18 protein-coding genes are annotated in these 18,996 nt (G+C 72.6%); 9 read left to right on the top strand and 9 right to left on the bottom strand.

Going from position 1 to position 18,996, the window contains the following annotated elements:
- Positions 1 to 116: 116 nt before the first annotated feature.
- Positions 117 to 1,580 carry an amidase gene (locus tag ACIRQ7_RS13145; RefSeq protein WP_404262200.1) on the top strand — a complete coding sequence of 488 codons (1,464 nt, stop codon included), beginning with the start codon at positions 117 to 119 and terminating at the stop codon, positions 1,578 to 1,580.
- 136 nt (positions 1,581 to 1,716) lie between these two features.
- On the opposite strand, the gene ACIRQ7_RS13140 is transcribed toward ACIRQ7_RS13145, so the two are convergent.
- Complete coding sequence (locus ACIRQ7_RS13140; RefSeq protein ID WP_404262199.1) at positions 1,717 to 2,658, bottom strand: LysR family transcriptional regulator; 942 nt, start codon at positions 2,656 to 2,658, stop codon at positions 1,717 to 1,719.
- Positions 2,659 to 2,741: 83 nt separating this feature from the next.
- Here ACIRQ7_RS13140 and ACIRQ7_RS13135 point away from each other — a divergent pair, with 83 nt between their 5' ends.
- Both ACIRQ7_RS13135 and ACIRQ7_RS13130 read left to right on the top strand, forming a co-directional pair.
- Positions 2,742 to 3,503, top strand: a complete 762-nt coding sequence (locus ACIRQ7_RS13135) for a TSUP family transporter (RefSeq protein ID WP_404262197.1) — start codon at positions 2,742 to 2,744, stop codon at positions 3,501 to 3,503.
- 118 nt (positions 3,504 to 3,621) lie between these two features.
- A complete protein-coding gene (locus tag ACIRQ7_RS13130; RefSeq protein WP_404262195.1) occupies positions 3,622 to 3,861 on the top strand; it encodes a hypothetical protein in 240 nt (79 codons plus the stop codon).
- A 52-nt stretch (positions 3,862 to 3,913) separates the two neighbouring features.
- On the opposite strand, the gene ACIRQ7_RS13125 is transcribed toward ACIRQ7_RS13130, so the two are convergent.
- The 4 genes from ACIRQ7_RS13125 to ACIRQ7_RS13110 all read right to left on the bottom strand — a co-directional run bounded on the left by ACIRQ7_RS13125 (position 3,914) and on the right by ACIRQ7_RS13110 (position 6,616).
- On the bottom strand, positions 3,914 to 5,164 hold the full coding sequence (locus ACIRQ7_RS13125; RefSeq protein WP_404262193.1) for an MFS transporter: 1,251 nt from the start codon (positions 5,162 to 5,164) through the stop codon (positions 3,914 to 3,916).
- A 100-nt stretch (positions 5,165 to 5,264) separates the two neighbouring features.
- Positions 5,265 to 5,816 carry an isochorismatase family protein gene (locus ACIRQ7_RS13120; RefSeq protein WP_404262191.1) on the bottom strand — a complete coding sequence of 184 codons (552 nt, stop codon included), beginning with the start codon at positions 5,814 to 5,816 and terminating at the stop codon, positions 5,265 to 5,267.
- A gap of 109 nt (positions 5,817 to 5,925) precedes the next feature.
- Entirely contained in the window at positions 5,926 to 6,174 is a 249-nt protein-coding gene (locus ACIRQ7_RS13115; RefSeq protein ID WP_404262189.1) for a hypothetical protein, read from the bottom strand.
- A 10-nt stretch (positions 6,175 to 6,184) separates the two neighbouring features.
- Positions 6,185 to 6,616, bottom strand: coding sequence for a MarR family winged helix-turn-helix transcriptional regulator (locus ACIRQ7_RS13110; RefSeq protein ID WP_404262188.1), 432 nt, complete (start codon positions 6,614 to 6,616; stop codon positions 6,185 to 6,187).
- Between the two features lie 159 nt (positions 6,617 to 6,775).
- Between ACIRQ7_RS13110 and ACIRQ7_RS13105 the strand changes: the two genes are divergently transcribed.
- From ACIRQ7_RS13105 to ACIRQ7_RS13095, 3 genes are all read left to right on the top strand, one after another.
- Positions 6,776 to 8,110: a hypothetical protein gene (locus ACIRQ7_RS13105; protein ID WP_404262187.1), complete on the top strand. Its 1,335-nt coding sequence runs from the start codon at positions 6,776 to 6,778 to the stop codon at positions 8,108 to 8,110.
- 170 nt (positions 8,111 to 8,280) lie between these two features.
- Entirely contained in the window at positions 8,281 to 9,123 is an 843-nt protein-coding gene (locus tag ACIRQ7_RS13100; protein ID WP_401467391.1) for a nitrilase-related carbon-nitrogen hydrolase, read from the top strand.
- A 41-nt stretch (positions 9,124 to 9,164) separates the two neighbouring features.
- Positions 9,165 to 10,433 (top strand): aspartate aminotransferase family protein, encoded by a 1,269-nt coding sequence (locus tag ACIRQ7_RS13095; protein WP_401467389.1) that lies wholly within the window; start codon positions 9,165 to 9,167, stop codon positions 10,431 to 10,433.
- Positions 10,434 to 10,451: 18 nt separating this feature from the next.
- On the opposite strand, the gene ACIRQ7_RS13090 is transcribed toward ACIRQ7_RS13095, so the two are convergent.
- Complete coding sequence (locus ACIRQ7_RS13090) at positions 10,452 to 11,336, bottom strand: ABC transporter substrate-binding protein (RefSeq protein WP_404262185.1); 885 nt, start codon at positions 11,334 to 11,336, stop codon at positions 10,452 to 10,454.
- 433 nt (positions 11,337 to 11,769) lie between these two features.
- Between ACIRQ7_RS13090 and hydA the strand changes: the two genes are divergently transcribed.
- The 3 genes from hydA (at position 11,770) to ACIRQ7_RS13075 (ending at position 15,848) form a co-directional block, all read left to right on the top strand.
- A complete protein-coding gene (gene hydA / locus ACIRQ7_RS13085) occupies positions 11,770 to 13,176 on the top strand; it encodes a dihydropyrimidinase (RefSeq protein ID WP_404262183.1) in 1,407 nt (468 codons plus the stop codon).
- Between the two features lie 11 nt (positions 13,177 to 13,187).
- On the top strand, positions 13,188 to 14,189 hold the full coding sequence (locus ACIRQ7_RS13080) for a TIGR03842 family LLM class F420-dependent oxidoreductase (RefSeq protein WP_404262181.1): 1,002 nt from the start codon (positions 13,188 to 13,190) through the stop codon (positions 14,187 to 14,189).
- Positions 14,190 to 14,285: 96 nt separating this feature from the next.
- Positions 14,286 to 15,848 carry an NCS1 family nucleobase:cation symporter-1 gene (locus ACIRQ7_RS13075; protein WP_404262180.1) on the top strand — a complete coding sequence of 521 codons (1,563 nt, stop codon included), beginning with the start codon at positions 14,286 to 14,288 and terminating at the stop codon, positions 15,846 to 15,848.
- A gap of 14 nt (positions 15,849 to 15,862) precedes the next feature.
- Here ACIRQ7_RS13075 and ACIRQ7_RS13070 read toward each other — a convergent pair whose 3' ends face one another.
- From ACIRQ7_RS13070 to ACIRQ7_RS13060, 3 genes are all read right to left on the bottom strand, one after another.
- A complete protein-coding gene (locus ACIRQ7_RS13070; protein ID WP_404262178.1) occupies positions 15,863 to 16,927 on the bottom strand; it encodes a biotin/lipoate A/B protein ligase family protein in 1,065 nt (354 codons plus the stop codon).
- A gap of 119 nt (positions 16,928 to 17,046) precedes the next feature.
- Complete coding sequence (locus ACIRQ7_RS13065; protein ID WP_404262177.1) at positions 17,047 to 17,820, bottom strand: SIR2 family NAD-dependent protein deacylase; 774 nt, start codon at positions 17,818 to 17,820, stop codon at positions 17,047 to 17,049.
- A gap of 37 nt (positions 17,821 to 17,857) precedes the next feature.
- A complete protein-coding gene (locus ACIRQ7_RS13060; protein WP_404262175.1) occupies positions 17,858 to 18,814 on the bottom strand; it encodes a hypothetical protein in 957 nt (318 codons plus the stop codon).
- Positions 18,815 to 18,996 lie beyond the last annotated feature (182 nt).

The following is an 18,996-nucleotide window of genomic DNA, read 5'->3' as shown; positions in this document are numbered from 1 at the left end:
CCGTCCGTGTGTCGTCCATGTGCCGCGCCGCGCGGCGTCGTTGTTGGCCGACGCCATGACGATTAGCCTCCTGGGACCGTTCGTTCGAATGAACGGTCCCAGGGAGGGCACGCACCGTGAGTGTTGACGACAGCCGCCAGAGCAAGGCCGCGCCGGCCCCGGCCGGCCACCCCCGCGCGGCGGCCGGGGAGTGGGAAGGGCTCGCCGAACAGGCGCGGGCGCTGGCCGACGGACAGGTGACCTCGGCCACGCTCGTACGCCGGTCGCTGGAGCGCATCGAGGCCACCCAGGCCACCGTCAACGCCTTCCGGCGGGTACGCGCCGACGCCGCGATGGCGGAGGCCGAGGAGGCCGACCGCAGGCTGGCCGCCGGGGAGCGGCTGCCGCTGCTCGGCGTTCCCGTCGCGGTCAAGGACGACACCGATGTGGCGGGCGAGCCCACCGCGTTCGGCTGCGCCGGGGAATTCCCGCCCAAGGACAGCGACGCCGAGGTCGTACGGCGGCTGCGCGCGGCCGGCGCGGTCATCGTCGGCAAGACCAACGCCTGCGAACTGGGGCAGTGGCCGTTCACCGAGGGGCCGGCCTTCGGCGAGACCCGCAACCCGTGGAACCTCGCCCACACACCCGGCGGTTCGTCCGGCGGCTCGGCCGCCGCGGTCGCCGCCGGCCTGGTCCCCGCCGCGCTCGGCACCGACGGCGCCGGCTCGGTCCGAATCCCCGCCGCCTGGTCCCACCTCGTCGGCATCAAACCCCAGCGCGGCCGCATCTCCACCTGGCCGGACGCCGAGGCCTTCCAGGGCATCACCGGAATCGGCCCGCTGGCCCGCACCGTCGAGGACGCCGCCCTGCTGCTGGACGTGGCGAGCGGCAACCACGACGGCGACCTGCACAAACCGCCCACCATCGCGGCCCGCGAGGCGGCCGGCCGCGACCCGGGACGGCTGCGCATCGCCCTGTCCTGGAAACCGGCCTTCACCGGCACACCCAAACCACTGCACCCCGAGGTCCGCACGGCCGTCACCGGCATGGCCCGCACCCTCGCCCGCCTCGGTCACTTCGTCGAGGAGGCCGAACCGGACTACGGCCTCGTCGGCCTCGCCTTCCTGCCCCGCGCCACGGCAGGCGTGGGCGAGTGGGCGGCCAGGGTTCCCGACCGTGCCCTGCTCGACCGCCGTACCCGGGATTCGGCGCGGATGGGGCGGCTGCTCGGCGGGCCGCTGCTGCGCCGCGCCCGCGCCGTCGAAAGACGTCAACAGCGGCGCATCGGCGCCCTGTTCGGTGCGTACGACGTGCTGCTGACGCCGACCACCGCCACCCCGCCGCCGCGCATCGGCACGCTGGCGAAGCTCAGCGGCTGGCGCACGGATCAGGCCATGATCGCCGCCTGCCCCTATGCCTGGCCGTGGAACGTCCTCGGCTGGCCCGGAGTGAGCGTGCCCGCCGGATTCAGCAGCCAAGGGCTGCCGCTCGGCGCCCAGTTGCTGGGCCCGGCCCACGCCGAGCCCCGGCTGATCTCGCTGGCCGCGCAGCTCCAGGACGACCTGCGCTGGCACGAGCGGCGGCCGGTCCCGGCGGGCTGAGCGGACGGGACGGGCAGGGAGCGAGCGGGGGCGGAGCGGACCGGCGGCCTCGCCGGGTGGCGACGGCCGGGTTCCCCGCACCTGCGTGCGCCTCCCGGAGACCTGACGACGCGGCCGGGTGGCGGACGGCCCGGAGTCATCCGGCCCGGTGCGGGCCGGTCTCTTCCTGCCGGGCGGGCCAGGCCGGTTCGGACCGTGCCGCCTGCCGCAGATGGTCGGCGAGCGCGGCGGTGGCCGCGGGCGCCGGCCCGTCCTTGACGCCCCAGGCCAGCAGATGGTTCCGGCGCGCCCACGGGTCCTCCAGCTCGCACACCTCGACCGGCCGACCCGGGTCGAGGGCACGGCGCGGCACGACGGCCAGCCCCACGCCGGCTTCGGCGAGGGCGACGAGCACGGTGAGGTGGGCGACGGTGGTGCGGTAGCGCACCAGCGGGGCGTGGGGGCCGAGGTGCTTCTCGATCCAGCGCCGCAGCGAGGAATCGGCGTCGAGCCCGATGAGCGGGTGCTCGGCGACCTCGCTGTAGGCCACGGAGGGCCGGCCGGCGAGAATCCCGCCGGACCGGCCGATCACCACGAGGGAGTCATCGCCGAGCGCCTCCAGGTCGAGACCGCTGCCACGGGCTTCGTCGTCGACGACCACCCCCAGGTCCGCCTCGCCGTCGGCGAGCATCCGTACGGTCTGCGGGGTGCGGCTCTCGGCGACCTCGACGTCGACGTCGGGGTGTGCCCGGAGAAACGACACCAAGGCCCGCGGCACGAGCCGGTGCATCGCCGAACCGCCGCCCAGCAGCTTCAGGGGAGCGGTCGGGGACCGGGTGTAGCTCGCGACGGCGCTGTCCAGCCGCGCCGTCTGGGCGAGCACCTCGCGTGCGTGCCGGGTGAGCGTCGTCCCCGCGGGGGTGAGCCGCACGCCCCGGCGACCGCGGATCAACAGCGCGACACCGGCGTGGCGCTCCAGCGAACGCACCCTGGCACTGGCCGACGGCAGGCTCAGGTGCATCCGGCGAGCGCCCGCCGTGATCGAGCCCTCCGCCCCGATGTGGAGAAAGAGCCGCAGGTCGTCCAGGTCGTAGTGCACCGTCCCAGCCTAAGGCGGAGCCATAGGCTGGGTACGCCGATGACGCATTGTCGATGCACTGGTCACCGCGCGATGCTCGGTCGGTGACCGAGTTCCTGCTTGTCCTTCTGGCCGGTGCCGCCGCCGGAGCGCTGAACGCCATCGGGGGCGGCGGCACCTTCGTGGCGCTGCCCGCTCTCGTCGCGTTCGGCCTGTCACCGGTCACCGCGAACGTGGTGTCGCGCAGCGCCCTGGTGCCCGGTGCCGCAGTCAGCGCCTGGGTCTGCCGACGCGAACTCGCCCCGGTCGGGGGGACGTCCACGAACGTGCTGACAGGAATCAGTGTGCTCGGCGGCGGGCTCGGCGCCGTCCTGCTGCTCACCCTGCCCGCCACGTCGTTCGACGCCGCGGCGCCGTGGCTGCTCGCCTTCGCCACGGTGGTCCTCACCTGCGGACGGCGCCTCTCCCAGGCGGTGGGGAGCGCGCTGGGCCGCTCGGGAGACATCGGTTCCCGAGCCGTCCTGATCGGCCAGTTCCTCCTCGCCGTCTACGGCGGATACTTCGGCGGCGCCGTAGGCATCCTCATGACGGCGCTGTGGAGCACCGGTCTCGGCCTCGACGCCGCCGCGAGCAACCCGATGCGGCTCGCTCAGCTCGCGGCCGTCCATCTCAGCTCCACCGTGCTGTTCCTCATCGCCTCGCCCGCGCTGAGTGCTCCGCTTCTCCTCACCGTCATGACGGTCGGCGCCGTGGCCGGTGGCTTCGCCGGCGCCCACCTCGCCCGCCGCCTCCCCGCCCGGCTGCTGCGGGGCGTCGTCGTCACCCTCGCCGTGAGCACGACGGTCCTGTACTTCCTGCGCGGCTGACCACCCGCCGTCCCGATCGGCGAGCGCGAGCCGAATGCCCTGACACCTCCGATGCCGTGCGCACGTGCGCACGTGCGGATGGGGAGACGTGCGCACCACCAACACCTGGGAGAGACACATGGACGCCTCACCATCCGAATCCGACGCGGCCAGGCTCCTGCGGGCCCTCGCCGTGCGGGCCTTCACCCTCGCCCTTCTCGTCGGCATCGCGGGCGACTCCCTGCTGACGGCCGTTTTCGCGCTGACGGGGCTCGGGCTCCTCCGCGCACAGGTGGACACACCCTGCTCCGGGTCTTTTCCGGCCCCCGGCACCCGGGCCGGCAACCGCCACCGCGCGGACGGCCCCGGGCACATCTGACGGGCCGTACGGTGCGGACACGCCGGCGGTGCGGTCAGGTGCGGACGGTGGATCAGCCACCCGGTGCTGCGGTCTCCAGCTCACCGCCGGTCCGTGCGGCGATTTCGCGGCGGGGCAGCAGCAGCGGGGTGGCCAGTATGAGCACGCCGGCCAGCGCGATCGCGGTGCGGGTGCCGACGGCGCCGGCCAGCAGACCCCAGCACGCCGTCAGGGCAGCGACGGTCACGCTGCTGGAGATGGACCACGCCGACAGGGTCCGGGCGACGCGATCGGAGGTGGTGTTCTCGAGCCGGTAGGTGGAGAACACCGGGTTGAAGACCCCCATGCACGTGATCAGCCCGAGCTCGATCGCGATGACGAGCAGCAGCCCCGAGGGCCCGGGTTGGACGAAGGCGAGTCCGAGCGACCAACACGCGCGCAGCGTGCCGCTGGTGAGCATCACCCGGTGGTGCCCGTACCGGTCGACCAACGGCCGGGCCAGCCGCGAACCGATGAGGCCGCCGAGGCACGGCACGCCGAAGGCCAGCCCGTACTGCCAGGGGGCGAAGCCGAGGTCACGGAGGAGAAGGACCGCCATCAGCGGCACCGTCGCCATGATCAGTCCGCTCACCAGGACGGTGTTGAGGAACAGCGGCCGCAGGTGGGGGTGGCGCAGGATGTGGCGCCACCCCTCCAGGAGTTCGCCCGCGCGGAACTGCCGCTTGCGCCCGGCCGCCGGCGGGGCTTCGTGACCGCCGATCGCGCGGATCCCGAGGGCCGACAGCAGGTAGCTGACCGCGTCCGTCACCACGGTCGTCAGCGGCCCGAACATCCCGATGGCCACGCCTCCCAGGGGAGGGCCGAGCGCCGTCGCCGTCCACCGGGTCGATTCGAACCTGCCGCCGGCCACCAACAGGTCGTCGGGCCTCACCAACGCCTTCAGGTACGCCCCGCTCGCGGCGGTGAACACGATGTCGGCGGCGCGTACGACCACCGCCACGACGACGAGTTGCACGAAGCTCAGCCCGCCGAGCGCGTACGCGGCGGGCAGCGACAGCAGGGCCGCACAGCGCAGCAGGTCCATCGACGTCATGACCGGCCGTTTGCGGCGGAACTCCACCCACGGCCCCAGCGGCACCGCGATCAACGCCCCCACCGCAATCCCCACCGCGGACAGCAGCGCCACCTCGGCCGTGCTGCTGTGCAGCGCCAGGATGGCGATGAGCGGGAGCGCATCGAGCGCGAGCCAGGTGCCGACCGTGCTGGTGGCGTACGCCGCCCACAACCAGCGGAAATCGCGGCCCAACGACTGCCTGCGCCTCATGACAGCCTCCGGGCCACTCGATCGGAACCTGACCTTTCTACCGGAAATCGCCACGGGGGCGAGCAGGGGACATCCTCCGGGGCGCGCCCCGCGCGGTGGCTCAGCCGAGCAGCTTGATGATCGCCTCGGTGGTGTCGGTCTCGCCCAGCCGCGGGAAGATCTTCTCCACGGCGCGGTGGTGCGCCTCCTCGTCGAGGTCGGTCATGGCGTCGGTCGCGAGGGTGACGTGGTAGCCGTGCTCGTGCGCGGCGCGGGCGCTGGACTCCACGCCGATGCTGGTGGCGATGCCGGCGAACACGATCTGCGTCACGCCGCGGCGGCGGAGCTCCAGGTCCAGGTTCGTGCCGTGGAAGGCGCCCCACTGCTGCTTGGTGACGGTGATGTCGCCGGGCTGCCGGTCGAGTTCGGCGACCAGCTCGGCCCAGTCGGCCGGCGGGGTGCCGTGGCCCCCGGCGGATTCCGTACGGCCCGGAGCGCCGCCGGTGACGTTGACCAGGACGACCGGCAGCCCGCGCGCACGGAAGGCGCCGGCCAGCCGGGCACCGCGCTCGATGATCCCGGCCGAGGGGTGGACGGTGGGCAGCGCGGTGATGCCCTTCTGCAGGTCGATCAGGACGAGCGCGGTCGTGGCGTCGAGGGTGGTGGCGGGCATGAAGGCTCCTGGTGAGTGCGGGATGCGGGATGCGGGGTGCGCGGGTGTCGGACGGTCGGTACGGGTGTGTGGGCGGATCGGCGGTCGGCGGATCGGCCGGTGGTGCCGGTCAGCCGTCCGGACGGGCGGTGCCGGTGTGCACGGCCCGGTCGGCGAGGGGCAGGGCCGGCAGCAGGGCGAGGACGGTGCCGGTCAGGGCGATGTCGTGCAGCCCGGAATCCGAGGCGTGCCGCCCGCACGGCAGCCGAGCGGCAGCGCCGCCATCAGCCGAGCGCCGAAGGCGCGGTCGGCGGGCACCTGACCGCGGTCGGTGCGCCCGGCCGGTCCGCCGGGAGGACGGGGCCGACGGGTTGCTCATGCGTCCGCGCTCATTCCTGCGTCAGCCGCCGTATCAGCCCGGTCGCGGTGGCAAGGGTCCGCTGTTCATCGGCGGTCAGCCGGTCGGCGATGGCCACGGCGAGCCAGTTGTGCTTGGCCTGCCGTACGGCGGCGAGGGTGCGGCGGCCGTCCGCGGTGAGGGAGAACACGACTTGGCGTCCGTCCGTGGGGTGCGGGCTGCGGGCCAGCACCCCGCGCTCCTCCAGCGCGCCCAGCGTGATCCGCATGGACTGCGGGCGCACGAGTTCGGCGCGGGCGAGGGCGGCGGTGGTGGCCGGGCCTCCGGAGTCGATCCGGGAGATCACCGACCGCTGGGTGGGCGTGAGCTCACCCTGCGGGGACGCGGCGCGAAGGTGCCGCATCAGCTGCGCCACGGTCGCGCCCAGATCCGTCGCCAGGCGTTCCTGATCCTTTTCGGGCATCCGACGACGATAGATATCGACAGAAAAACTTGCAAGTTTGCCTGTGCTGTGCGCGGCAGGAAAACCTCCCGTAGCACGCCTGTCACCGTCCCCGAAACATGCCTGAGGTCGAATGCGGACGGGGTGGGGACGTCCGCCCCACGGGGGAGAGGGAGGGACATGCCGGACGCTCAACTCCTGGGACCGGTGGCGGTGTTCGCCCGCTTCCTGACCGGCCTCGCCCATCAGCTCGACCCGGCGGCCGGCTGGTACGGCGTCTTCGCGCGACGCGACCCGGAGGGACTGCGCGCCTGCCTGGACGGGCGGGACGTCCCCCCGTGGGACGTCGTGGAGTCGATGCTGCACGACCTGGCGGCGGACCAAGGTGAACACGCCCTGCGCTCCGTACTCCCACGGGCCCGGCAGCTGCACGCGCGAGCGCTCGCCGACCATGACGCGGGCCCGGCAGGCCGGCTCGCGCTCCAGGAGCGGCTGGAAACCATGCTGCGCGAACACCGGGACACCGGCCTGCGCGCGCGTGAGCTCCAGGGCGCCGTGTGGGCGGCGGCCGGCACCCCGGAGGCCGAGCGGTTCGCCCGGGAGCTGGCCTGGGCCGACGACGACCACACCCGCGCCGGCGCACGTGTCGCCGAACTCCGGGCCCGGCTGGCGGCCCTGGCCCTGGCGGCCGACGACGGACGGTCCGGCCCCGCCCCCGGTCCCGACCCCGCCCCCGGTCCCGGGTCGACGCCGAAGGCAAGGCCCGCGCCCCGGGCCGGCTCTCAGGCCGAGCCCCCGCGCAAAGCCACCGGCCGCCCACGCGGTGCACGCTTCGCGGGGCTGGAGCCGACGGCGGAGGACACCCCGGTCCGGGAACCCGGTGATCCCGGCAGGGCCCCGCGCGGAGCCCGCTTCGCCGGGGCCTGCGACGACGTTCCCCAGGCGGTCGGCCCGCGCCCCGCCGCGGCCCCCGCCGACCCCGAAGCCCGCCGGGCGGCCGCCGACACCGCCTCCCGCCTGGCCCGGCTGCGCGCGGCCGGCGACGGGGGCCTCGCGCACGCGGAACTGTGCGCCGCGGTCACGCGCCCGGCCCCCGAACTCCCCTTACTGATGGCGGCGCTGGAGCAGGCCGGGCTCGGCTTCGACGTAGCCACCTTTCTGTGGGAAGCGGCCTGCCTGCCGCCCGCCGCGCTCGCCGCGGCCGCCGACGCGCTGGCGGCCGCCGGCCGCACCGCGGACAGCGGCACGCTGCTCCGGCAGGCCGCCGCCCGCCCCGTCGAGGAGGTGGCACACATCGCGCTGGCCCTGCTCGCCCTGGACCGCGCGGGCGCCGCCGGGGAACTGCTGACCGCCCTCGCACGGGCCCGTACGCCGCAGGAGTCGGCCGCGTCGGCCGGGGTCGACCCGGACACGCTGGGGCCGCTGCTGCTGGACGCAGCGGAGCGCGTCTCGGCCCACCGGCGCAGCGATATCGCCCACGCCCTGCGCCTCGCGCGTCAACATGCCGACCCCTGACCGCCGCGCCTCCCGAGGGGCCGCGCCCCTGACCACCGGGCCCCTGACGCGCCGCACCGGAGATGGTCTTGCCACGGTGCGTGACGGGGCTTACGGTCACCTCCACACGCGTAGACCGTGTCCGTGAACGCGTGTGCCTGCAGGCTGACGCATCGACAAAGGAGCAGCTCATGGCCGATGTTGTGCGTGCCGCACTGGTCCAGGCGACCTGGACCGGCGACACCGAATCGATGATCGCGAAGCACGAGGAACACGCCAGAGCGGCGGCCGCGCAGGGCGCGAAGGTGATCGGCTTCCAAGAGGTCTTCAACGCCCCGTACTTCTGCCAGGTCCAGGAGCCCGAGCACTACCGCTGGGCCGAGCCGGTGCCCGACGGCCCGACGGTACGGCGCATGCAGGATCTCGCCCGCGAGACCGGCATGGTGATCGTGGTGCCGGTCTTCGAGGTCGAGCAGTCCGGCTTCTACTACAACACCGCGGCCGTCATCGACGCCGACGGCACGGTCCTGGGGACGTACCGCAAACACCACATCCCCCAGGTCAAGGGCTTCTGGGAGAAGTACTACTTCAAGCCGGGGAACGCCGGGTGGCCGGTCTTCGACACCGCCGTCGGCAAGGTCGGGGTCTACATCTGCTACGACCGCCACTTCCCCGAAGGATGGCGGCAGTTGGGGCTCAACGGCGCCCAGATCGTCTACAACCCCTCCGCCACCTCCCGCGGCCTGTCCGCCTACCTCTGGCAGCTGGAGCAGCCGGCGGCCGCTGTCGCCAACGAGTACTTCATCGCGGCGATCAACCGCGTCGGCATCGAGGAATACGGCGACAACGACTTCTACGGCACCAGCTACTTCGTCAATCCCCGCGGCCAGTTCGTGGGCGAGCCCGCCAGCGACTCCAAGGAGGAGCTGGTCGTCCGCGACCTCGACCTCGGCATGATCGACGAGGTCCGCCAGCAGTGGGCGTTCTACCGGGACCGCCGCCCCGACGCGTACGAGGGGCTGGTGCAGCCGTGACCCATGACAGCCCGAGCCTGCACGCCCGGCACCAATCCGTCATGCCCTCCTGGCTCAGCCTCTACTACGAGCGGCCCCTCGAACTCACCCACGGCGAGGGCCGGCACGTCTGGGACGCCGACGGCAACCGCTATCTGGACTTCTTCGGCGGCATCCTCACCACCATGACGGCGCATGCGCTGCCCGAGGTGACCAAGGCGGTCAGCGAGCAGACCGGCCGCATCATCCACACCTCGACGCTGTATCTGTCGCGCCCCATGGTCGAGTTGGCGGAGCGGATCGTCGCACTCTCCGGGATCCCCGACGCCCGGGTCTTCTTCACCACCTCCGGTACGGAGGCCAATGACGCGGCTCTGCTGCTGGCCACCACGCACCGCCGCTCCAACCAGATCCTGGCGATGCGCAACAGCTACCACGGCCGTTCCTTCTCCACCGTCGGGATCACCGGCAACTCCGGCTGGTCGCCGACCAGCCTTTCGCCGCTCCAGACGCTGTACGTCCACGGCGGGGTGCGCAGCCGCGGTCCGTACGCCGCACTCTCCGACGCCGACTACACCGCCGCCTGCGTCGCCGACCTGGAGGACATGCTCCAGCAGACGGCGGGCGGCGTCGCCGCGCTGATCGCCGAACCGGTGCAGGGCGTCGGCGGGTTCACCGCACCACCGGACGGCCTGTACGCGGCGTTCCGCGAGGTGCTCGCGCGGCACGGCATCCTGTGGATCAGCGACGAGGTGCAGACCGGCTGGGGCCGCACCGGCGACCACTTCTGGGGCTGGCAGGCGCACGCCGACAACGGCCCGCCCGACATGCTCACCTTCGCCAAGGGCATCGGCAACGGCATGTCCATCGGTGGTGTGGTGGCCCGCGCCGAGGTCATGAATTCGATCTCCGCGAACTCGATTTCGACCTTCGGCGGCAGCCCCGTCACCATGGCCGCCGGCCTCGCCAACCTCACCTACCTCCTCGAACACGACCTCCAGGGCAACGCCCGTCGCGTCGGCGGACTCCTCATCGAGCGGCTGCGGGCGGTCGCCGCCGGCCTCGACGTCGTACGCGAGGTGCGCGGCCGCGGCCTGATGATCGGGGTCGAGCTGGTCCGGCCGGGCACGGACGAGCGGTCGCCCGAAGCCGCGTCCCTGGCGGTGGAGGCGGCCAGGGAACGCGGCCTGCTGGTGGGCAAGGGCGGCCAGGGCGGAGCCTCGCTCCGCATCGCGCCCCCGATGTCGCTGACCGTCGCCGAGGCCGAACAGGGCGCCGACCTGCTCGAAGAGGCCCTCCAGGAGGTCCAGCAGCGGGTGGCCGGCGGCTGACGGGTGCCTCAGGGCGCCTCAGGCCCGCGCAGCCGTCTCCCGTACGGTGTCGGCGACCAGCTCGAAGAAGCGGGTGTGCGCCCGCCTGCTGCACGGGGCCTCCGGGTTCCACGGCAGCAGGCGGGCCCTGGCCTCGATCGCGCGCCAGTGTGCGTCGGCGCGCAGTTCCGCGGGCCTGGCGGCGTTGATCCGGGTGTCGGTCAGCACGATGTCCGGGTCCATCGCCGCGGCGTCCGCCCAGCCCACGGTGGACCAGTTCGCGCCGGAGCCCGCCGCGGGCTCCAGCAGCCCGACGCCGTTCTCCGCGAGTGCGCGCAGGTCGGGCCAGGCGCCGGGCCGGGCCAGATGCACCCGGTCGGGCCCGGCGGGGGAGAGCGCCAGCACCCGGGGCCGTACGCCGCCCCCGGCCGCCTGCCGCAGGGCGTCCTCGGCGGCGTCCAGCTCCCGTGCGGTGGCGAGCGGTTCGCCCCGGCCCAGTGATCCGCTGAGTGACGCGAAGCGTTCGCGCACCTCGGCGAGGCTCCGCCCCGGGCCCACCGCCACCGTCACCACGGGGACGTCCGCCTCCAGTTCCAGCGCGGTCTTCGGCTCCAGGCCGTAGACCTGTTCGCCGTCGTAGGTGACGGCCACCACGAGGTCCGGCTCGGCCTCCAGGAGGGTGTCCGGATGCAGCGCACCGCCGGATCCGAGATACGGGATCTCCCCGAGGGGCAGCTCACCGCTCTTGGCCGGGTCGGGGGCCGCGCCGTCGTGCTGGGACCCGAAGAGCCCCACGGGCCGAATGCCGTGATCCCACAGGGTCGCGCCCGCCTGTATGTACGCGACGATGCGTAACGGCCGCTCGCCGGCCACGGCCAGGCGCCCGCGGTCGTCGGAGAACTCCCACGGCGTGCTCTGTTCCATGACGTGTCGCCTTTCTGATCGCTGACGTCCTCGGTCCGGCCGTGCGGCGCCCGCGCCCACGTCCGCGTCATGCCCGTGGATCCGTACGCTCCCTGCGATGCGTACCGGCCGGGAGGACTGCCCGACGGCTTCGGCGGTTATCTGCCCAGCGCGGCACGTGTGCACCCCTCGGGCTTCCCCGGGCGGCCGTTCCGGGGCCCGTCGTTGAACCGTCCAGCTGATCGTCGGCGCAACACGAACGTCCCCGCTGATTAACGGTCACGGTATTGCCACCTTGGGTGACATGCTTCTACGGTCTCCTTCTCAACCGGAATCTACGGGTGTAGACCGGCTGTGGCGTGGCGTCAGCGGAGCAGGGCTGCCGAGGAGATGGTGCGCGTCGAGCTCCGCCTGCCGTGCCGCCGATGTTGCCGGTGTGGAAGGAGCAGGGATTGTGAGCCGTACGGTCATCCGGGGCGGGCTGGTCATCACCGCCGCCGATGAGATCCACGCCGATGTGCTGGTGGAGGACGGCCGGGTCGCGGCCCTCGCCGCGCATGGCAGCCCGTCAGCCGAGGGCTGGACCGCTTCCGCGGACCGCGCCATCGACGCCACGGGGAAGTACGTCATCCCTGGCGGGGTCGATGCGCACACCCATATGGACTTCCCCTTCGGCGGTACGTTCTCCGCCGACACCTTCGAGACCGGCACCCGCGCCGCCGCCTGGGGCGGCACCACCACCATCGTCGACTTCGCCGTACAGTCCCGCGGCCAGGCGCTGCGCGCGGGCCTGGACCTGTGGCACGGCAAGTCCGACGCCCAGTGCGCCATCGACTACGCGTTCCACATGATCCTCTCCGACGTGAACGAGCAGACGCTCAAGGAGATGGACCTCCTGGTGGCGGAGGGCGTCACCTCCTTCAAGCTGTTCACCGCCTACCCCGGGGTGTTCTACAGCGACGACGGGCAGATCCTGCGCGCCATGCAACGGGCCGCCGGCAACGGCGGGTTGATCATGATGCACGCCGAGAACGGCATCGCCATCGACGTCCTCGTCGAGCAGGCGCTGGCCGAAGGGAAGACCGACCCGCGCTACCACGGCGAGGTCCGCAAGGTCCTCCTGGAGGCCGAGGCCACCCACCGCACGATCCAGCTCGCCCGGGTCGCCGACGCGCCGCTGTACGTCGTGCACGTGTCCGCCGAGGAGGCCCTTGCCGAGATCGCCGGGGCCCGCGACAAGGGGCTGAACGTCTTCGGTGAGACCTGCCCGCAGTACCTCTTCCTGTCCACCGACAACCTCGCCGAGCCGGACTTCGAAGGCGCCAAGTACGTGTGCAGCACGCCGCTGCGGCCGCGCGAACACCAGGAAGCCCTGTGGCGCGGGCTGCGCACCAACGACCTCCAGGTGGTCTCCACCGACCACTGCCCCTTCTGCTTCCAGGGTCAGAAGGAACTGGGCCGCGGCGACTTCTCCAAGATTCCCAACGGGATGCCGGGGGTGGAGAACCGGATGGATCTCCTCCATCAGGGCGTCGTCGAGGGACGCATCAGCCGCCGGCGCTGGATCGAGATCGCCTGCGCCACCCCGGCCCGGATGTTCGGCCTCTATCCGAAGAAGGGCACCATCGCCCCCGGCACCGACGCCGACATCGTCATCTACGACCCGGCCGCGGAGCAGACCGTCTCCGCCGAGACCCATCACATGAACGTCGACTACTCGGCGTACGAGGGAAAGCAGCTCACCGGCCGGGTCGAAACGGTCCTCTCGCGCGGTGAACTCGTCATCGACCGCCGGGAGTTCGCCGGGCGTGCCGGGCACGGTCAGTACATCCCGCGTGGCACATGTCAGTACCTCATTTAAGGAGCGCCGCTGTGGATTTCGGAGTTGTCCTGCAGGCCGACCCGCCCTCATCCGCCGTCGTGTCCCTGATGCGCCGCGCCGAGCGCAACGGCTTCCGCTACGGCTGGACGTTCGACTCGGCCGTCCTGTGGCAGGAACCGTTCGTCATCTACAGCCGCATCCTGGAACACACCGAGCGTCTGATCGTCGGCCCGATGGTCACCAACCCCTCCACCCGCACCCCGGAGGTCACCGCCTCCACCTTCGCCACCCTCAACGAGATGTACGGCAACCGCACCGTCTGCGGCATCGGGCGCGGCGACTCCGCGATGCGGGTGGCGGGCCGGCCGCCCAACACCCTCGCCCGGCTGGGTGAATCCATCGGCATCATCCGCGACCTGGCCGAGGGCCGGGAGGCGGACCTCGGCGGTCACCGGGTCAGAATCCCGTGGGTCAAGGACGGCAAGCTGCCGGTCTGGATGGGCGCCTACGGCCCCAAGGCCCTTGCCATGGCAGGGCAGTTGGCGGACGGCTTCATCCTCCAGCTCGCCGATCCGTTCCTCACCGAATGGATGATCAAGGCCGTGCGGAAGGCCGCGGCGGACGCCGGGCGGGACCCGTCCGACGTCACGATCTGCGTCGCGGCGCCCGCTTACGTCGGTGACGACCTCGACCACGCAAGGGAGCAGTGCCGCTGGTTCGGCGGCATGGTCGGCAACCACGTCGCCGACCTCGTCGGCCGCTACGGCGAGCACTCCGGCCTGATCCCCGAGGAACTGACCGACTACATCAAGGCGCGGGAGGGCTACGACTACTCCCACCACGGACGCACCGGCAATCCGGACACCGCCTTCGTCCCCGACGCCATCGTCGACCGCTTCTGCCTGCTCGGCCCGGCCGAGGCGCACCTCGACAAGCTGCGCGGCCTCAAGGAGCTGGGCGTCGACCAGTTCGCGCTCTACGCCATGCACGACGCCAAGGAATCCACCCTCGACGCGTACGGAGCACAGATCATTCCCGCGTTCGCCGACTGAACGGGCGCCGGCCGGGCCGGGCGGTGACGGGCGGCAGCAGCCCGGACACCGCCCGGCCGGGCGCCGGCGGCCCGGATCCGGACGAAAGGTCTCCGCATGACCGCGACCTCCCCACCCGTGCCGTCGGAAGATCCCGCCCCGCCCCATGGCCAACTCACCGCCCCCGACGGCCGCGTCGAAGCGGCCCCCGGCGCCATTGCCGCGCACGACCGCTTCACCAACGCCGATCTGCGCCCCGTGCCGCTGGCCGAACGCCACTGGACCACCTACAACTTCACCGCCCTGTGGATCGGCATGGCCCACAACATCCCGTCCTGGACGCTGGCTTCGGGCCTGGTCGCTCTCGGCATGGACTGGAAACAGGCCGTGTTCACCATCGCGCTGGCCAACGTCATCGTGCTCGGCCCGATGCTGCTCACCGGGCACGCCGGACCGAAATACGGCATACCGTTCCCCGTCCTGGCCCGCGCCTCGTTCGGCCTGCGCGGCGCCAATCTGCCCGCCCTGATCCGCGCGGCCGTCGCCTGCTGCTGGTTCGGCATCCAGACCTGGATCGGCGGCCAGGGCATCTACATCCTGCTGGGCAAGATATCCGGCGGCAGCTGGTCCGACGCCGCCACCATCGGCGGCTACCCCTGGACCCTGTGGCTCTGCTTCCTCGCCTTCTGGGCCATCGAACTGGCCATCATCCACCGGGGGATGGAGACCCTGCGGCGCTTCGAGAACTGGGCCGCCCCGTTCGTCCTCGTGGGCGCCGTGGTGCTGCTGATCTGGATGGCGGGCAAGGCCGGAGGTCTCGGTCCGCTCCTCGACCAGCCCGGGACGCTCGGCTGGGACGCCGACTTCTGGCCGGTCTTCTTCCCCTCGCTGATGGGCATGATCGGCTTCTGGGCGACGCTCTCCCTCAACATCCCGGACTTCACCCGCTTCGGCGCCGGACAGCGCGCCCAGGTCTGGGGCCAGACCCTCGGCCTGCCGACCACCATGACTGCCTTCGCGCTGCTGTCGGTCTTCGTCACCTCCGGCTCGCAGGCCGTCTACGGCGCCCCGATCTGGGATCCGGTGGCGCTGGCCGGCAAGTCCGACAACGTCTTCGGTCTGCTCTTCGCCCTGATCACGGTCCTCATCGCGACCGTCTCCGTGAACATCGCGGCCAATGTGGTCTCGCCCGCCTACGACCTCGCCCACCTCGCCCCGAGGTTCATCACCTTCCGCCGGGGCGCCCTGATCACCGGCGTCATCGGCGTCCTCATCCTCCCTTGGAAGCTCACCGCCACCCCCGAGCTGTACATCTTCCTGTGGCTCGGCGTGGTCGGCGGACTGCTCGGCACCGTCGCCGGCATCCTCATCGCCGACTACTGGATCATCCGCCGTACCCGCCTCGCCCTCGCCGACCTCTACCGCCCCGCCGGCCGCTACTGGTACACGGGCGGCTGGAACATCCGTGCGGTGCTCGCCTTCGCCCTCGGCGGGCTCCTCGCCGTCGGCGGCTCGTACTCCCGCCCCGGGAAGGGCCCGTTCCCCGCCGACGGCCTGATCCCGGCCCTCAAGCCGCTGGCCGACTACGGCTGGGCCGTCGGCCTCGCCACCGGCCTGCTGGTGTACACCGTGCTGATGCTGCCGACGGCCCGCGCCGCCCGGACTTCGCCGGCACCCTGAGTGCGTGGTGCGGGTCAGGGGATGCGGGCGGTCCACTCCTCGTGACCGAATTTGGTGCGGACGAGGTCCTGGGCGCGGGCCGTCTCCTCGGCGGTGACCGCGCCACGGGCGAGACCGTAGCGGGAGCGGAAGGAAGCGATCATCTTCTCGATGACGGCCTCCCGCGCCAGGCCGGTCTGTCGGCGCAGCGGGTCGACGCGCTTCTTGGCGCTCCTGGTGCCCTTGTCGGAGAGCTTCTCCTTGCCGATCCGCAGCACGTCGAGCATCTTGTCGGCGTCGATGTCGTACGACATCGTCACGTGGTGCAGAACGGCTCCCGGCCCGCCGTCCGGGCCGACCATGCGCTTCTGGGCGGCGCCGGCGACCTTCCCGGCGTCGGTGGCGATGTCGTTGAGCGGTTGGTACCACGCCGTGATGCCCATGTCGCCGAGCGCGGTGAGGACCCAGTCGTCGAGGTAGGCGTAGCTGTCGGCGAAGGACAGCCCGGAGACGAGCGCCTCGGGCACGGCGAGGGAGTAGGTGATGGTGCTGCGGGGCTCAGCGAACATGGCGCCGCCACCGGAGATCCGGCGGACGACCGTCACGCCGTGGCGGGCGACGCCCTCGGGGTCGACCTCGTTGCGCAGCGACTGGAAGCTGCCGATGATGACGGCGGGTGCGTCCCACTCCCAGACCCGCAGGGTCGGCGGGCGCCGCCCGGCGGCCACTTCGGTCGTGAGGACCTCGTCGAGTGCCATGTGGAGGGCCGGCGGCTGGGGCGCGTCGTGGATGAGCTGCCAGGCGTAGTCGCCCCAGTCGGTGGCGTGTGCCAGCGCGCGGCGTACGGCGATGGCGACGCTCTCCGCGGTGAAGCCGAACAGTACGGCGGACGGGGGCAGCGCGGCGTGGATGCGGGCGGTCAGGCCGGCGGTGTCCGTGTCGGCGGGGGCGCCCTCCAGGGCGGCGTCGATCAGCAGGAGGGCCTCGTCCGGTTCGAGGAAGAAGTCGCCGGCGACCCGCACGCGTGTCAGATGCCCCGCGTCGACCCCCAGGTCGACGACGACGAGCTTGCCCCCGGGGACCTTGTACTCACCATGCACGGCGCCACCTCCAGGCCCGGCAGGCGGTCCGCCGGTTGCTGCTGTTCCGCATCCTCCCGCATACGGCGCGAGCGCCGCGGCGTTGACCGGTGAAGCCACGGATCGCCGCCGGCGCCCGCTCAGCCGAGGTCCGCCAGGAGCCGGGGGAGCGCGCTGCCGATGGGCTCGCGGACGACCTCGGCGGCGAGCGCGTCGTACGGGGTCGGCTCGGCGTTGACGATGACGAGGCGGGCGCCGTGTTCGGCGGCCACGCCCGCGAGTGAGGCGGCCGGTTGCACCTGGAGGGTCGTACCGACCGCGAAGAAGACCTCGGCCGCCTTCGCGACGGACAGGGCCGTGCCGAGCACCTGCGGGTCCAGCCGCTCCCCGAACATCACCGTCGCGGATTTCAGGATGCCGCCGCACACCAGGCACGCGGGGTCCGGATCGCCCTCGGCCACCCGCGCCAGCGCCTCCTGCATGGGCGACCTGGCGTGGCAGCGGGTGCAGGTGACGGTGCGTACGGTGCCGTGGAGTTCGAGGACCTTGCGGTCGGGCACGCCGGCGAGCTGATGCAGCCCGTCGACGTTCTGGGTGAGGACGCGCACCGGCACGCCGGACCGTTCGAGCCTGGCCACCGCCTCGTGTCCGGCGTTGGGCCGGGCGCGGAACGCCGGGTGGTCCGCTCGCATCCGCCAGGACCGGCGGCGGATCTCCGGATCGGCCATGTACGTGTCGTAGGTGACGAGTTTCTCGGCCTCCGGGTCGCGCCGCCACAGTCCGTTCGGGCCGCGGTAGTCGGGGATCCCGGAGTCGGTGGAGATCCCGGCGCCGCTGAGGATCGCGACGAGGGGGCGGCGGCCGGGAGCGTCGGCGGGCGTCGTGGCGGGGGTGGTCGGGTCGGTGCCGGGCATGGCGTGAGCGTACGCAGCGGCGGCGGCCGGTGTCGCGTCAGATATGGGTGTCGGGGTGCCAGTCGGGTGCGTGCCGGGCGGCGAGTTCCTGCCATGCGGGCGCGCCGCCGGGCAGCGGCCACGACCGGGTGAGGTGCGAGCGGGCATACACCGTGTCCAGGTCCCCGGCCAGGCGGCGGCCCGCGTTCGCGATCCGGACCTCGGCCATCGGGTGGCCTTCGGCCAGGTCCGCCGTCAGCCGGGCGATGCGCTCCTCGTACGCCCGCAGGAGCGGCCGGGCGCAGAGCTGGTGCACGGCCTCCTTGCCCGCCCGGTTCAGGCGCAGCACGGCCGGCCGGCCGCCCTCGGCCAGGGCGGCCGCGAGCCGGTCGTGGCCGTCCAGCACCACACAAGCGTCGAGCGCGCTGACGCCCCACAGCAGCACCGGGGGCAGGGTGCCCTCGCGGTACTGGCGGCGGTAGGCCTTGACGCGTGCGGTGTGGGGCGCCGACAGGGGCCGCAGTGCCAGGATGTCGCGGCTGTCCGTCGGGGGACTTCCGGAGAACCAGGCGAGGTGGCCGATGTCGGGGTCGTGCGAGAGGGAGTCCCAGAAGGCGTCGACGGCGTAGGCGGTCATGCCGGGGCGTAGCTGCCAATCGCCTTCGTGCAGCGGCCCGTTGGAGGAGGCGCGGAGGGCGTCGGCGAAGTGATGGGCCCAACGGAGGGACCAGGCGTCGTCGTCGGGGTGGGTGTCGCGGTGCCTGCGTGCCGTGTCGGCCCGCAGGGGCGCGATCGGTGAGACGTAGTGACCGGTGCGGGCGTAGTGGACCCCGAAGTACGTGACGCGTTGCCGTGCCAGCAGCACCACCTGCTCGCCCTGGAGCAGCACCATCCGCCGCCCGTCGGCGACTTCGAAGCGCAGCGGCGCGCGGGGCGGTCCGTCGACGGTCAGGGCGAGTCCGTACCGGGGGACCCCTTCCGCGGCGTGCGGCAGTGCCGTGCGGTCCATGGCCATGCGGGCAGCTTACGAGGTGATCTGCGGGGAGTTTTGCCCCGGTTGGCGTTCGTCTTCCGGAGCGGTTCCCGGCTGCCGGCCGGTTCGCTGTCCGCTATCCGGGACAACCCCTTGCCGGTCGCCTGTATGCGAAATACGGTCTGCGGGATTCGGTAATGGTTGATCGTTCATCCTCTGCACCT

The sequence above is a fragment of the Streptomyces sp. NPDC101393 genome (assembly GCF_044767385.1).
Classification (GTDB): domain Bacteria; phylum Actinomycetota; class Actinomycetes; order Streptomycetales; family Streptomycetaceae; genus Streptomyces.
The sequence above is the reverse complement of the archived record's forward strand: the minus strand, read 5'-3'. Positions and strand labels throughout refer to the sequence as shown.

What these genes read in the sequence shown, in the direction of transcription:
- ACIRQ7_RS13130 (WP_404262195.1), top strand. Translation starts at nt 3,622, where the DNA reads ATGGACGCCTCACCATCCGAATCCGACGCGGCCAGGCTCCTGCGGGCC.
- ACIRQ7_RS13125 (WP_404262193.1), bottom strand. Translation starts at nt 5,164, where the DNA reads ATGAGGCGCAGGCAGTCGTTGGGCCGCGATTTCCGCTGGTTGTGGGCG.
- ACIRQ7_RS13120 (WP_404262191.1), bottom strand. Translation starts at nt 5,816, where the DNA reads ATGCCCGCCACCACCCTCGACGCCACGACCGCGCTCGTCCTGATCGAC.
- ACIRQ7_RS13115 (WP_404262189.1), bottom strand. Translation starts at nt 6,174, where the DNA reads ATGAGCAACCCGTCGGCCCCGTCCTCCCGGCGGACCGGCCGGGCGCAC.
- ACIRQ7_RS13110 (WP_404262188.1), bottom strand. Translation starts at nt 6,616, where the DNA reads ATGCCCGAAAAGGATCAGGAACGCCTGGCGACGGATCTGGGCGCGACC.
- ACIRQ7_RS13105 (WP_404262187.1), top strand. Translation starts at nt 6,776, where the DNA reads ATGCCGGACGCTCAACTCCTGGGACCGGTGGCGGTGTTCGCCCGCTTC.
- ACIRQ7_RS13100 (WP_401467391.1), top strand. Translation starts at nt 8,281, where the DNA reads ATGGCCGATGTTGTGCGTGCCGCACTGGTCCAGGCGACCTGGACCGGC.
- ACIRQ7_RS13095 (WP_401467389.1), top strand. Translation starts at nt 9,165, where the DNA reads ATGCCCTCCTGGCTCAGCCTCTACTACGAGCGGCCCCTCGAACTCACC.
- ACIRQ7_RS13090 (WP_404262185.1), bottom strand. Translation starts at nt 11,336, where the DNA reads ATGGAACAGAGCACGCCGTGGGAGTTCTCCGACGACCGCGGGCGCCTG.
- ACIRQ7_RS13075 (WP_404262180.1), top strand. Translation starts at nt 14,286, where the DNA reads ATGACCGCGACCTCCCCACCCGTGCCGTCGGAAGATCCCGCCCCGCCC.
- ACIRQ7_RS13065 (WP_404262177.1), bottom strand. Translation starts at nt 17,820, where the DNA reads ATGCCCGGCACCGACCCGACCACCCCCGCCACGACGCCCGCCGACGCT.
- ACIRQ7_RS13060 (WP_404262175.1), bottom strand. Translation starts at nt 18,814, where the DNA reads ATGGCCATGGACCGCACGGCACTGCCGCACGCCGCGGAAGGGGTCCCC.